This window comes from Pseudoalteromonas distincta (assembly GCF_000814675.1).
GTDB classification, from domain to species: domain Bacteria; phylum Pseudomonadota; class Gammaproteobacteria; order Enterobacterales; family Alteromonadaceae; genus Pseudoalteromonas; species Pseudoalteromonas distincta.
Window position 1 is genome coordinate 212,505 of sequence record NZ_JWIG01000029.1, and the last position, 13,451, is coordinate 225,955.

15 protein-coding genes are annotated in these 13,451 nt (G+C 40.5%); 8 read left to right on the top strand and 7 right to left on the bottom strand.

Going from position 1 to position 13,451, the window contains the following annotated elements; genetic code table 11:
- Positions 1-23: 23 nt before the first annotated feature.
- The 5 genes from QT16_RS18460 to rnm form a co-directional block, all read right to left on the bottom strand.
- The gene (locus QT16_RS18460; protein WP_039489966.1) at positions 24-605 is read right to left on the bottom strand and encodes a YceI family protein; all 582 of its coding nucleotides are present in this window, start codon (positions 603-605) and stop codon (positions 24-26) included.
- 1 nt (position 606) lies between these two features.
- Positions 607-1,158 carry a cytochrome b gene (locus QT16_RS18465; RefSeq protein ID WP_039489968.1) on the bottom strand — a complete coding sequence of 184 codons (552 nt, stop codon included), beginning with the start codon at positions 1,156-1,158 and terminating at the stop codon, positions 607-609.
- 145 nt (positions 1,159-1,303) lie between these two features.
- The gene (locus QT16_RS18470) at positions 1,304-2,140 is read right to left on the bottom strand and encodes a segregation and condensation protein A (protein ID WP_039489969.1); all 837 of its coding nucleotides are present in this window, start codon (positions 2,138-2,140) and stop codon (positions 1,304-1,306) included.
- 6 nt (positions 2,141-2,146) lie between these two features.
- Positions 2,147-2,767: an L-threonylcarbamoyladenylate synthase gene (locus QT16_RS18475; protein ID WP_002961576.1), complete on the bottom strand. Its 621-nt coding sequence runs from the start codon at positions 2,765-2,767 to the stop codon at positions 2,147-2,149.
- Positions 2,764-3,618, bottom strand: coding sequence for an RNase RNM (rnm, locus tag QT16_RS18480; protein ID WP_002961577.1), 855 nt, complete (start codon positions 3,616-3,618; stop codon positions 2,764-2,766). The genes QT16_RS18475 and rnm overlap by 4 nt, the downstream gene beginning before the upstream one ends.
- Positions 3,619-4,082: 464 nt before the next feature.
- Here rnm and QT16_RS18485 point away from each other — a divergent pair, with 464 nt between their 5' ends.
- Genes QT16_RS18485 through trpA form a run of 6 tightly spaced genes read left to right on the top strand, consistent with a single transcriptional unit; the run spans position 4,083 to position 10,671 of the window.
- Positions 4,083-5,651 (top strand): anthranilate synthase component 1, encoded by a 1,569-nt coding sequence (locus tag QT16_RS18485; protein ID WP_039489970.1) that lies wholly within the window; start codon positions 4,083-4,085, stop codon positions 5,649-5,651.
- Between the two features lies 1 nt (position 5,652).
- On the top strand, positions 5,653-6,255 hold the full coding sequence (locus QT16_RS18490; protein ID WP_008138352.1) for an aminodeoxychorismate/anthranilate synthase component II: 603 nt from the start codon (positions 5,653-5,655) through the stop codon (positions 6,253-6,255).
- 11 nt (positions 6,256-6,266) lie between these two features.
- Positions 6,267-7,304 carry an anthranilate phosphoribosyltransferase gene (trpD, locus tag QT16_RS18495; RefSeq protein ID WP_039489971.1) on the top strand — a complete coding sequence of 346 codons (1,038 nt, stop codon included), beginning with the start codon at positions 6,267-6,269 and terminating at the stop codon, positions 7,302-7,304.
- Positions 7,297-8,661 carry a bifunctional indole-3-glycerol-phosphate synthase TrpC/phosphoribosylanthranilate isomerase TrpF gene (trpCF, locus tag QT16_RS18500; RefSeq protein WP_039489973.1) on the top strand — a complete coding sequence of 455 codons (1,365 nt, stop codon included), beginning with the start codon at positions 7,297-7,299 and terminating at the stop codon, positions 8,659-8,661. The genes trpD and trpCF overlap by 8 nt, the downstream gene beginning before the upstream one ends.
- A 7-nt stretch (positions 8,662-8,668) precedes the next feature.
- The gene (gene trpB / locus QT16_RS18505; protein ID WP_002961582.1) at positions 8,669-9,853 is read left to right on the top strand and encodes a tryptophan synthase subunit beta; all 1,185 of its coding nucleotides are present in this window, start codon (positions 8,669-8,671) and stop codon (positions 9,851-9,853) included.
- Entirely contained in the window at positions 9,850-10,671 is an 822-nt protein-coding gene (gene trpA, locus QT16_RS18510) for a tryptophan synthase subunit alpha (RefSeq protein WP_024595006.1), read from the top strand. Before trpB ends, trpA begins: the two co-directional genes overlap by 4 nt.
- Before the next feature lie 66 nt (positions 10,672-10,737).
- Here the strand turns inward: trpA and QT16_RS18515 are convergent, their stop codons facing one another.
- Complete coding sequence (locus QT16_RS18515) at positions 10,738-11,316, bottom strand: type 1 glutamine amidotransferase domain-containing protein (protein WP_024595007.1); 579 nt, start codon at positions 11,314-11,316, stop codon at positions 10,738-10,740.
- Positions 11,317-11,697: 381 nt separating this feature from the next.
- The gene (locus QT16_RS18520; RefSeq protein WP_007375441.1) at positions 11,698-11,967 is read right to left on the bottom strand and encodes an HU family DNA-binding protein; all 270 of its coding nucleotides are present in this window, start codon (positions 11,965-11,967) and stop codon (positions 11,698-11,700) included.
- A 191-nt stretch (positions 11,968-12,158) separates the two neighbouring features.
- Between QT16_RS18520 and QT16_RS18525 the strand changes: the two genes are divergently transcribed.
- On the top strand, positions 12,159-12,734 hold the full coding sequence (locus tag QT16_RS18525) for an inner membrane-spanning protein YciB (protein WP_033038311.1): 576 nt from the start codon (positions 12,159-12,161) through the stop codon (positions 12,732-12,734).
- 65 nt (positions 12,735-12,799) lie between these two features.
- Positions 12,800-13,441, top strand: coding sequence for a CPBP family intramembrane glutamic endopeptidase (locus tag QT16_RS18530; RefSeq protein ID WP_039489977.1), 642 nt, complete (start codon positions 12,800-12,802; stop codon positions 13,439-13,441).
- The last annotated feature ends 10 nt before the right edge of the window (positions 13,442-13,451 follow it).

A 13,451-nucleotide genomic window follows, 5' to 3' on the forward strand; every position in this document is an offset into this window, starting at 1 on the left:
CGTTTTTATATTCAATATCTGTATTACTTACGAACGCCTTCTATTGATAAAATAATATCAACATGAGTAGATGCAGGCCCTAAGTTGTAATCAATACCGTAGTCGGTAAGTTTAAGGCTAGTTTCGCCTTCAAAACCTACGCGGTATCCACCCCACGGATCTTTACCTTCGCCCACTTTATCTATTTCAAAGGTAATAGTTTTAGTTACGCCATGCAGCGTAAATTCGCCGGTTACATCAGCCTCTTCACCATCTTCATCAAATTTAATGCTGGTGCTTTTAAATGTCGCTTTTGGGTATTTATCCACATTTAAAAAATCTTTACCGTGTAAGTGCTTATCGCGCTCTGCATGGTTAGAATCAAGGCTTGTGGTGTCAATATTTACCATAATTTTTGATGCATCAGGGTTTTTAGCATCATAACTAAATGTGCCGTCAAAAGTATTAAAACGACCATATAACCAGCTGTAACCTAAGTGTTTAATTTTAAAGTTAACAGATGCGTGCCCGCCTTTTGTATCAATTACATAATCAGCTGCATTAGCGGCTGTTGCCGATAACATCATTGCAGCCGAAACGGCTGTGCTTACTAATAATTTTTTCATTTTAATCATCCTTTAATGGTTTGATCATTCTGATTAAGGTTTTATCTTTATCGATAAAGTGATGTTTTAACGCCCCTAGTGCATGCAATACTGCAAACCCGATTAATGTGCACGCGCCATAATAATGTACTTTTCCTGCAATATCGGCTTGGTCATCAAAAGCAAAATCAAGCGCTGATACGTTAAATAAGGTAAACACTTCTATTGGACGTCCGTCTGCGGTTGATATTAAATACCCAGCAACAACAATAACGGCCAAAATAATATACATAGCAATATGCGCAGTATGTGCTAATTGGTTCATGCATTTACTTTCACCTAATGGTTTAGGTTGTGTAGATAAAGCACGCCATATAATTCTAAATAAAAATACGGCCACAAGCGTAATACCAATACTTTTATGTAAATCGAGCGAGCCTTTATACCAGCTATCGTAATAAGTAAGCTCAACCATATATAAACCTAAACCAAACAGGCCAAAAATAGTCAACGCCATGAGCCAATGTAAAATAATGGCGACAAGTCCGTAAGATGAAGGTGTATTTTTAAACATGTGTAAAGTCCTATAATGCTATGACGTTACAATATAGTGCATAGCCGTAAATGAAAATAACATTTACAAACACTTTACGTGCGTATACGCACAGAACTTTGATAATTAAAGTCAGTTTTAGAAGTTGAGGATTAAACAGATAAGTCTACAGGGTGGATTGCTCGCTCAAGCTGACATAAATTAAGCTCTCTGGGCTTACTTGCAAACAAGTAACAAGTCCTTCTTTAATGAGCTCAAGCATGGCTATAAAACTAACCACCACACCACTACGCCCTTCATCAGGCGTAAAAAGCGCATTAAAAACCACTGCTGAATTTGCTTTCGATAGCTGTTGTAATATTTGGCTCATTCTCTCTCGGGTTGAGAGTACTTCGGCAGTAATTTGATGATGTTCAAACGTTTTTGCTCGCGCCATAACATCACTCAACGCCAGCATTAAGTCTTTAAGTTCAATATCAGGGAGGTTATGACTTGTGTCTTCATTTATTGGCATAGCGGCATGCGCTATAAAAATATCACGCCCAACGCGGGGGATATCATCGAGGTTTTCGGCGGCTTTTTTAAATAACTCATATTCTTGCAGGCGTTTAATAAGCTCTGCGCGAGGGTCTTCTTCCTCTTCAAGCTCTTCGTGAACAGGGAGTAATAAGCGAGACTTAATTTGTGCAAGTAACGCAGCCATTACTAAATATTCACCGGCAAGTTCGAGTTGAAACTCGGTCATCATTTCAACATAACTTACATACTGCTCTGTAATACTAAAAATAGAAAGATCGAGCACATCAAGCTTATGCTTTTTAATTAAATAAAGCAGTAAATCGAGCGGGCCTTCAAAGGTTTCTAATATTATTTCGAGCGCATCGGGCGGAATATATAAGTCTTCTGGTTTGTCTACAACCGCTTTACCATGCAAAAAAGCCAGTGGCAGCTTTTGCTGCACTGGCTTTTCACTACTTTTTGTATCAGCAGTACTTTCGCTCACTTGTTATTACTCAAACGGGCTTGTATCACCACAGCCAACACGTAATATTTTAACTTCATCTTCCGACAAGTCGATTACTGTGGTTGCTTGCTCGGCTAAATGGCCACCGTGAATAATTAAATCAACGTGTTTATCTAATCGCTCTAATATTTCATCCGGATCTGATTCAGTAAACTGCTGCCCGGGTAAAATTAAAGAACACGACATTAGCGGCTCGCCAAGTTCGGCAAGTAACGCACAAGCAATTGGGTGTTCAATTACACGCATGCCAATGGTTTTTTTCTTGTCGTTTAATAGACGCTTAGGGACTTCTTTTGTGCCTTTAAAAATAAAGGTATAAGGCCCTGGCGTATTATTTTTAATTAATCTAAATAGCTGGTTATCTACACGTGCATAAGTAGATAGCTCCGATAAATCACGGCAAACTAGCGTAAAATTATCGTTTTTTTCAATACCACGAATACGCTCTATGCGCTCTTTGGCTTGCTTATTACCAATATTACAGCCAATGGCATAGCCCGAATCTGTTGGGTAAACAACAACACCACCTTGTTTAATAATATCAACGGCTTGACTAATCAATCTTGGTTGCGGGTTATCAGGATGAATATGGAATAATTGACTCATGTTAATGCCCCTTCTTGTCCTTCCCAAACTTGCCAAACACCTTGGCAGTCTTTCGGTAAGTATAAATTTTTGCCAAGCTCTAAATAGCTTGTCGGAAAATGAAAATCAGACCCTTGCGAGCAAAGTAGTTCGTACTCACGGCTGAGTTCACCTAAAAATTGACGTTCGCTTGGCGCCTGTTGAGGTTGTGCAACTTCCATTGCGTCTCCTCCTACACTTTTAAATTCTACTAATAATTTGCGTAGCCACTTGTTTGACATTTGATAGCTACTTGGGTGAGCAAGTACAGCAACACCACCAGCGGCATGTATTGCCTCCACAGCGGTTTGCATGGTGCACCAGCAACTAGGTACATAGCCTGTTTTGCCGCGCCCTAAGTACTTTTTAAAAACACCCGGGAAATTTTTAGCTACACCGCGCTCAATAAGGGCGCGTGCAAAATGTGCGCGCGTAATTTGCGCGTCTTTTGCCAGCTCTTTAGCTTGCTCGTAAATGCCATCAAAGCCATTTTTTGCAAGGCGTGCGCCAATTTCTAGTGCACGCTCTTCTCGCTTTTGCTGCTGAGCCGATAATAAAGAGGTAAGGTCAATATTATTAATATCAATATTTAAACCTACAATATGAATTTCGAAGCTTTCCCATTTAGTAGATACTTCGGTACCCGTTATTAATGAAAGCGGTAAGTTTTCTGCTTCAATAAATTGCTGAGCAGGCTTAATAGCCGCCACAGTGTCATGATCGGTAATAGCAAACACATCAATATTTTTATCAACAGCGCGATGCAATAATTCTTCAACCGTCAAACGCCCGTCTGAATGTGTAGTATGGCTATGTAAATCGTATTTTATCAAAAGAAAACTGCTTAAAATTAAGGGTTACTGGTGTTTATGTAAGTATAACAACTTTTTTGACTAAATTGTTTTAAATAAACACTTGACACAAAAGCATAAGATACGTTTTACTGTAGCCACTTTCAGACACATTAAGAATTAACAATAATGATCAATTCAAACTTAAACACTATTTGGTGGTGGCACTCGTAATTTTCGGGTGATGAATTGTCGTGTCTAGCAAAAATTCAAAACCCGCAACTATGCGGGTTTTTTTATAACTAAATTTTACGAAACGTATACGTTAAAAATATTTAATAAATTTTGAGGCAAAAAAACATGAATAACGGTCTTACTCTTACACATCGTTGGTGGTGGCGCCTGATATAGCGGGACGGTAATGATCTGTTTGTAATTTAGATATCGTTATTCAAACCCCGCATTGCAAAAGCATTGCGGGGTTTAATTTTTTGAGGGAATGAGGTTTGATTTTTAGTCATATAACTACCACACCAGGCGAAGTAACAAGCATTACGCAAGTACGCGACTATATTAGTAGCCCTCTTGCATTATACGCGGCACTTGATAAGCCTAACTCACTACTGCTTGAATCAGCTGAGATTGATTCTAAAGACAGTGTAAAAAGTTTAATTTTAGTTGATAGCGCCCTGCGCATTGTATGTAAGGGTAAAACGGTAACGGTTAGCGCACAATCTAATAACGGCAAGCAATTATTAAGCTACTTACGAGCAAATGTTAAGAGCTGTGATTCACAATTAAACGACACAACGCTTACACTTAACTACCAAGACACAAGCAGCGATATAGACGAAGCAAGTAAGCTTGTTGCCGATAACGCTTTCAGCGCTCTTCGTACCTGTATTAACAGTATTCAAAGCACTACCGAAAATCCGTTTTCGGTATTTTTAGGCGGTGTGTTTGCCTACGACATGGTGGCAAACTTTGAGCAATTAAGTGATGTACCTGATGGCGAAAACACCTGCCCAGATTACGTATTTTATTTAGCCGAAACCTTAGTTGTTATTGATCATCAAAAGCAAACAACTGAGCTCATTGGTAATGTATTTAACGGCCCAGACGTACACGCCAACTGTTTTGAAGTAGGTAAAGAGCTTGAACGCTTAAATACGCTGTGCGATAACGCAGCAGAATTTAGTGCGGATATGCAAAGTGGCGAATGTGAAGTAAGCGTTGATATAAGCGACGAAACGTATTGCGAGCAAGTTGTTAAGCTTAAAAAGAACATTGTAGATGGCGATATTTTTCAGGTAGTGCCGTCGCGTACCTTTTCACTACCTTGCCCTGATTCTTTACATGCGTATAGTCAACTTAAAAAGCAAAACCCAAGCCCTTACATGTTTTATATGCGCGATGAAGACTTTGCATTATTTGGCGCGTCCCCTGAGTCTGCCCTTAAGTACGACGTAAGTAATCAGCAAGTAGAAGTTTACCCAATTGCTGGTACTCGAGCGCGCGGCAAATTTGCTAACGGGCAAATAAATCCAGACTTAGACAGCCGCATTGAGCTGGAACTAAGAAACGATCAAAAAGAGCGCGCCGAGCATTTAATGCTTGTTGATTTAGCGCGTAACGACGTAGCCCGCATTAGTGTTGCAGGTACTCGTTTTGCCAAAGAGTTATTAAAAGTAGACCGCTATTCACAGGTAATGCATTTAGTTTCACGCGTTGTTGGCACATTAAAACCAGAACTTGATGCACTGCACGCTTACCAAGCGTGTATGAATATGGGCACCCTTGTTGGTGCACCAAAAGTACGTGCTGCTGAGCTTGTTCGTCAAACTGAAGGGAAACGCCGTGGCAGTTATGGCGGCGCTGTAGGTTACTTAACCGGTGATGGCGCAATGGATAGCTGTATTGTTATTCGCTCTGCTTTTGTTAAAAATAACATAGCCTACGTGCAAGCAGGTGCGGGTGTAGTGTTTGACTCAGATCCTATTTCAGAAGCAAACGAAACTCGCGCTAAAGCACAAGCGGTTATCACCGCCATAAAATCTACGTATAAGGCGGTATAAAATGAGTAAAACGAATCCTATTAAAATCTATTTTTTAGATAACTTTGACTCATTTACATATAACTTAGTTGATGAGCTTACGATGCTTGGCTGCGAACTGGTTGTTTACAGAAACAACATTAGCGCTGAGGTTATTTTTAATAAAATGCGCCAAGAGCAAGGACAAGTACTCTTAGTACTTTCCCCAGGTCCTGGCACACCAAGCGATGCTGGCTGTTTAATGGAGCTTATTGAGCTCTCTAAAGGCCACTTCCCAATGTTAGGCATTTGTTTAGGCCAACAAGCGTTAACACAAAGCTATGGCGGAGTAATCGGTCACGCGGGTGAAACCGTACATGGTAAGTCTTCAATTATTAATTTAGGCGAACATCCTGTATTTGATGGTATGGGCAATACAATGCCTGTAGCACGTTACCATTCATTAATGGCAACAAAAGTGCCTGATAATATAAAGGTTATTGCCCAGTACGAAGATATCCCTATGGCTATTTATCATCATGATGACAATGCATTGGGTTATCAGTTTCATCCAGAATCAATACTGACGCCAAACGGCGCAATGCTACTTCAGCAAAGTGTCGCTTACTTAACACGCGCCAAATAAAAGAGGACATTATGAGTACACAACCAGAACAACCCATAAATGTTCAACACGCGATTGAACAACTAATTACAGGGCAATCATTAAGCTACGCAGACGCCAAAGCACTGTTTGATGAAATAATGCAAGGTAACATGAGCGAGATTGAGCTAACCGCCCTACTAATAAGCCTTAAAATTAAAGGCGAAGTAAGCGATGAAATAGCAGGTGCTGCAGCCTCAATGCGTGAAAACGCTGTTGCTTTTACTACCAGCAGTACACAACTTGCTGATAGCTGTGGCACTGGCGGCGATGGCTCAAACACAATTAATATAAGCACAACAGCAGCCATAGTTGCTGCTGCTGCTGGCATTAACATGGTAAAACATGGTAATCGCAGTGTATCGAGTAATTCAGGATCTGCCGACTTACTAAAAGCGCTGGGCATTAATATAGATATGAGCCCAGAGCAGGCAGCAAAATGCCTTGAGCAAACCAATTTTACCTTTTTGTTTGCACCGCACTATCACAGTGGCGTACGCCATGCGATGGGCGTGCGTACAGCGCTTAAAACACGCACTATTTTTAATATTTTAGGCCCGCTTGCTAACCCAGCAGCACCTGATGTGCAATTGTTAGGTGTGTACAACGAAGCGTTATGTATGCCAATGGCACAAACACTTAAAACCCTTGGCACAAAGCGCGCTATGATTGTTCACGGCTCGGGCACTGACGAAATAGCTCTACACGGTCCAACAACGGTAGTTGAGCTAAATAATGGCGAGCTTACACAGTACACGCTAAACCCAAGCGACTTTGACCTTGCAAACTATTCACTTGAACAACTCGCTGGTGAAGGCCCACAATACAACGCAAATGCTAGCCTTGCCATCTTACAAGGCAAAGGCACTGATGCACATAATGCTGCCATTGTGGTTAACGTAGCTGCCCTTTTATACCTAACAGGTAAAGCAGAAACGTTAAAAAAAGGGGCAAAGCAAGTACAAACATTATTAAGTTCAGGGCAAGCCATGAACACACTAAATGCAATTATTGAGGTAAGTAATGGCTAATGTATTAGACAAAATTGTTGCTGATAAAAAATTAGAACTAATTGAGCGTAAAGCCGCACGCCCGCTTGAAAGCTTTAAGCACCTTGCAGTGCCTACAAGCCGTAGCTTTTACAAAGCATTAGCCGCTCCAGGTATACAGTTTATTTTAGAGTGTAAAAAAGCATCGCCTTCAAAAGGGTTAATTAGAGAGCCATTTGATTTAACCGAAATCACATCGGTTTATAAAAAATACGCTACCTGCATGAGCGTGTTAACTGATGCTAAATATTTTCAAGGCAGTTTTGATTACCTCGAATTTGTGCGCAGCCAAGTAGAACAACCGCTTATCTGTAAAGACTTTTTTATAGATGAGTACCAAGTATATATGGCGCGTATTTATGGCGGTGACGCTATATTATTAATGCTTTCAGTACTCGATGACGAGAGCTATAAGGCACTGCACGCTATTGCCGACTCTCTGAATATGTCGGTACTCACCGAAGTAAGTAATGAAGAAGAAGTACACCGTGCACTTGCGCTTGATGCACAAATTATTGGTATTAATAACCGCGATTTACGCGATTTAAGCACCGATTTAGCCACTACTGAAAAACTACGAAAGCTTATTCCGGCAGATAAAGTGGTTATTTCGGAATCGGGTATTTACACCCATCAAGACGTAAAACGTTTAGCTCCATTATGCGATGGTTTTTTAATTGGCAGCTCACTTATGGGCGAGCGTGATTTAGAGCAAGCATGTCGCCGTGTTATTTTAGGTGACAATAAAGTATGTGGTTTAACACGTACCAAAGATGCACAAGCGGCATATCAAAACGGTGCTATTTACGGTGGTTTAATTTTTCATCCTAAATCGCCGCGGTATGTTGATTTAGATTGCGCAAAAGAGCTTAGCCAAAGTGCCCCGCTTAATTTTGTGGGGGTGTTTGTAGATGCCCCAATTGATCAAGTTGCTCAATACGCAAGTGTGCTAAAATTGGCGGCAGTTCAATTACATGGTCAAGAAAGTGACGATTACATCGCTCAGTTGCGTACACAGTTACCTACCGGCTGTGAGATTTGGAAAGCCCAAGCAATAAAAGATGCATTGCCAACGCCTGTAAATGGCGTTGACCGACACCTTTACGATACACACAGCGATACACAAGCTGGCGGTACAGGTAAAGCATTTGATTGGTCGGTGCTTCATGATGCAACTACACCCTTTATGCTCGCTGGAGGCTTAAATCCAGACAATATTAAAGATGCGCTTTTTAAAGGTGCCTTAGGCCTTGATTTAAACTCAGGCGTTGAAGAATCTGCGGGTAAAAAGTGCCCTAACAAATTACATAATGCTTTTACAAGCATCAGAAATTATTGAGGTTAAAATGCAAAATCCAGCTTATTTTGGCGAGTTTGGCGGTATGTTTGTACCCGAGTTACTTGTCCCTGCGCTTAAGCAGTTAGAAAACGAATTTAACAAAGCACAAAAAGATCCTGAGTTTCAGGCTGAGCTAAGTAAATTATTAAACGAGTATGCGGGTCGTCCTACCCCACTTACTTTAACGCGCAATTTAGTTAAAAACCCAAAAGTAAAACTGTATCTAAAGCGTGAAGACTTATTACACGGCGGCGCACATAAAACCAACCAAGTACTTGGCCAAGCGTTACTTACTAAGCGTATGGGTAAAAAACAAGTAATTGCTGAAACAGGTGCTGGTCAACACGGTGTTGCAACAGCGCTTGCATGTGCATTACTGGGTTTAAAATGTCGAATTTATATGGGCGCAAAAGACGTTGAACGTCAGCAACCAAACGTATTTAGAATGAAGTTAATGGGCGCAGAGGTTATTCCGGTAACAGCGGGTTCTGGCACATTAAAAGATGCAGTAAATGAAGCCCTGCGTGACTGGTCAGCAAATTATCAAGACGCGCATTACCTACTAGGCACGGCTGCGGGTCCTCACCCATTCCCAACAATTGTACGTGAGTATCAAAAAGTTATTGGTGAAGAAGCTAAACAACAAGTACTTAAAGCCGAAGGTCGTTTACCTGACGCTGTTATTGCCTGTGTTGGTGGTGGTTCAAACGCAATTGGTATGTTCACTGACTTTATTGACGAGCCAGGCGTTAAATTAATTGGTGTTGAGCCTGCAGGGAAAGGGCTTGATACAAATGAGCACGGTGCAACAATTTGTAAAGGCACTAAAGGTATATTACACGGTACTTACACGTACATTATGCAAAATGACGATGGCCAAATTGAAGAGTCTTACTCTGTATCAGCGGGTCTTGATTACCCTGCGGTTGGTCCTCAGCACGCATTTTTACACGAAACCGGTCGAGCGCAATACGTGGGTATCACCGATACAGAAGCGCTTGATGCGTTTCAATCACTTGCTAAAAACGAAGGGATCATTCCGGCGCTTGAATCAAGCCATGCGCTTGCTTATGCACTTAAGTATGCAGAAGAGCAAACCGAGGAAAGCGTTTTAGTTATTAATTTAAGTGGTCGTGGCGATAAAGATTTAGCACACGTTCACAATGTACTATCTGAAAGAGGTCAGCTATGAGCCAAGTAAAAACGGATCGTTACGGTAAAATGTTTGCAGCGCTTAACGAGAAAAAACAAGGTGCGTTTGTACCATTTGTAACAATTGGCGACCCAGGTAAAGAGCAAAGTGTTGCGATTATTAAAAGCTTAATTGACGGCGGCGCTGATGCACTTGAGCTTGGTATTCCGTTTTCTGACCCAATTGCGGATGGTCCTGTAATTCAAAAAGCTAATATTCGCGCACTTGATGTGCACATTAACACGCAAGATTGCTTTGATGTTATTAAAGAGATACGCGAGTATAACGCCGATATTCCAATTGGATTATTGCTTTACTCAAACCTTGTTTTTAAGCGCGGCATAGAAGCATTTTACAAAGATGCAAAAGCGGTAGGTGTAGACTCTATTTTAGTGGCTGACGTGCCTCTGCATGAATCTAAAATATTTAGAAAATCGGCGATGGATAACGGTGTAGACCCAATTTTTATAGCAACACCTAATGCGGATGACGACACACTTCGCCAATGCGCCTCTTACGGTCGTGGTTATACGTATTTACTATCGCGCGCAGGTGTTACCGGTACCGATACAAAAGCACAAATGCCAGCGGGTAATATTGTTACTAAATTAAAAGAATACCATGCAGCTCCTGCTCTTTTAGGGTTTGGTATTTCAACACCAGATGATGTAAAAGCGGCACTTAATGCAGGCGCAGCAGGTGCTATTTCAGGCTCTGCTGTAGTTAAAATTATTGAAGCTAACCTTAACGATTTAGACGCAATGACAACGCAGTTAAAAGCATTTGTTAGTGAAATGAAAGCGGCAACCGCATTATAAAAAGTGTAAATTTACGCATTAAAAAAGGGCATTTAAAATGCCCTTTTTTGTTTTTTAAAAAGCAAATCAGTGAGCTTGGTGTTTACCCTCTAAAATCTCTTCAATAAACTTAGCATTAAATGCTTCTAAATCAGCTGGGCTTCGGCTTGTTACTAAACCTTGGTCTACACATACTTCTTGGTCAACCCAATTAGCACCTGCATTAATTAAATCGCTTTTAATACTAGGAAAAGAAGTAATAGTACGGTCGCGCAATTTATTAATTTCAGCTAACAACCACGGTGCGTGGCAAATAGCAGCAACGGGTTTGTTTTTTTCTGCGCCGAAAAAGCCATCAATAAATGCTTTAGCATCTTTATCTTGGCGTAAACTGTCTGGATTAAATAAACCACCAGGAAGCATAAGCGCGTCATAATCAGCAGGATCCGCGTTTGTAACTAGTTTATCTACTGTTACTTTATCGCCCCACTTGTCTTCATCCCAGCCAGTAATTTGACCTTCTTTAATTGATACTATTTCGATGTTCGCACCAGCATCAAGTAATGCGCTGCGTGGAGATAAAAGCTCACTTTGCTCAAATCCATCAGTGGCTAAAATTGCGATTTTTTTGCCTTGTAAACGTGTGCTTGTTTGTAATGTACTCATTGAGATCTCCTTATTTTCTTAAAAGGTATATTTAAAATACACAATCAAAAAAGCACGATGCGTGCCGATAACAAGCAATTGAAAATAAAGGATTTAATTTAAGTAGGATTTATAATCCATGTAAATTATTTAGAGATTATGAATAATGTACATAAGTGCAACTTTATTTCCAGCCCATGTAATTTAACACCACCAAAAGCGAGGTATAAAACCTCACCTACAGCATATTTCCCCATTGGTGCGTTTACTTCGCGCTCATGTAATTTAAAGCCATTAAACGCGACGTGTAATCCTGACCTACAGTATATACCCGTAGGTGCGAATTTACTTCGCGCTCATGTAGCTTATCTATCAATACGAGGTTTAAAACCTTAAATAAATTTAAAGCAGATCTTTTAACGCCTTAGCTGGTTTAAAAACCGCTTTATTTGCGCCTTCTATTTCAATTGCAGCCCCTGTTTGTGGGTTACGCCCAGTACGCGCTGGGTAATAACTTAGCGCAAAGGTACCAAAGCCATTAATTTGAACTTGATCGCCCTCAGAAAGCGATTTAGTAATGACTTTTTGCAAGCTTGAAAGTGCCGCTTGAGAATCTTTTTTTGTTAATTCACTTTTGTGTGCAATGGCAGCAACGAGTTCTGCTTTATTCATTTTAGGCTCCTAAATACACGCCAAATCAGTGTTGGTTAAGCGTGGGAATATGATGATATGAAAAATACCAAACCAAATTGGTAATAAAGCCACGCAGGCTAAGGGTTACAGGGCAACAAGTCAACCTTGTAGTTGCTAAGCTTTATGTGGTAAAAAGCCTTTGACTCTTTTTTGTATAATTTAGGTAGTATATGCACGCATTAATTGAATACATTCCACTCATACTGTTTTTTGCAGTGTTTAAACTCGTCGATATTTATTGGGCTACCGGTTTATTGATGGCCACTACGCTTATTCAAGTTGCTTATAGCTACTTTAAACATGGCAATGTACCTACTCGTCATTGGATATTTTTTGGCATTGCTGCCGTATTTGGTACGCTAACGCTGGTACTTCATGATGAGCAATACATTAAATGGAAAGCAACACTCATATATGCAGGTTTGAGTTTAACGTTACTTGTTAGCCGTTATGTACTTAACAAAAACCTCGTTAAAAAAGCGCTTAGCTCAATCCTCGAAAATGCTAATGATACAAAGCAAGCCATTGTTGTCCCAGAACCATTATGGGATAAGCTTAATTTAATGTGGGTTGTAATTACTGCTGGCATCGCAGCACTAAACATTTATATTGCATATAATTTTTCGCTCGACTTTTGGGTTAACTTTAAAGTATTTGGTTTAATGGGTATTACCTTTGTAAGTATTTTTGCCACTATTATTGCCTTGTACAAATACCTCCCTGATGAAGAAGAACCTGCAAAGTAAGCCCCTCGTCATAAAAGTGTCGTCTTAGCTTGTTAGCTTATTAAAAAAAGCAAGTTGAGACGACCTTGAACGCTAATCAATACCGCTGGTTTGAATTTACCCTCATTTTTATATTGCTGCCCTTGTTGGGTTTTGGATTACGCGAGCATTTAGCTAATTGGCTTATCCCTGCGCTTATTATACTTATGAGTGTGTGTTGTATGTTGCTACTAGGCGATCCTCATTTTAAACGGTTTAGACTCACAAGCCTTGGGCAATTTTCTGCTGTTAAAAGGCGTTTGTTTAGCTTCTTTTTTTTAGGTGCGCTGTTCTCAGGCATGTTTTACGGGATTATTCATCAAGGCAACTGGTTTACCCTTCCCCGTAACTCGTTTAATGATTGGCTTTTACTGTTGGTGCTCTACCCAATACTGTCGGTTATTCCTCAAGAATTAATATTCAGAACGTATTTTTTTCATCGTTATAAACGCATCATGCCAAAAAAAGCAGTGCGTATTGTAGTCAGTGCGAGTGTATTTGCGCTGGCGCATATTGTGTATGCAAATTGGATTGCAGTAGCCTTAGCCTTTTTGGGCGGTTTACTGTTTGCGTATACCTACGCACAAAGCCGCTCAACGGTCGTGTGTGTTATTGAGCACAGCTTATGGGGGCTATGGATGTTTACACTTGGGATTGGCAACTACCTCGATTCAGGCGCATTTAACTAATATAACAAAC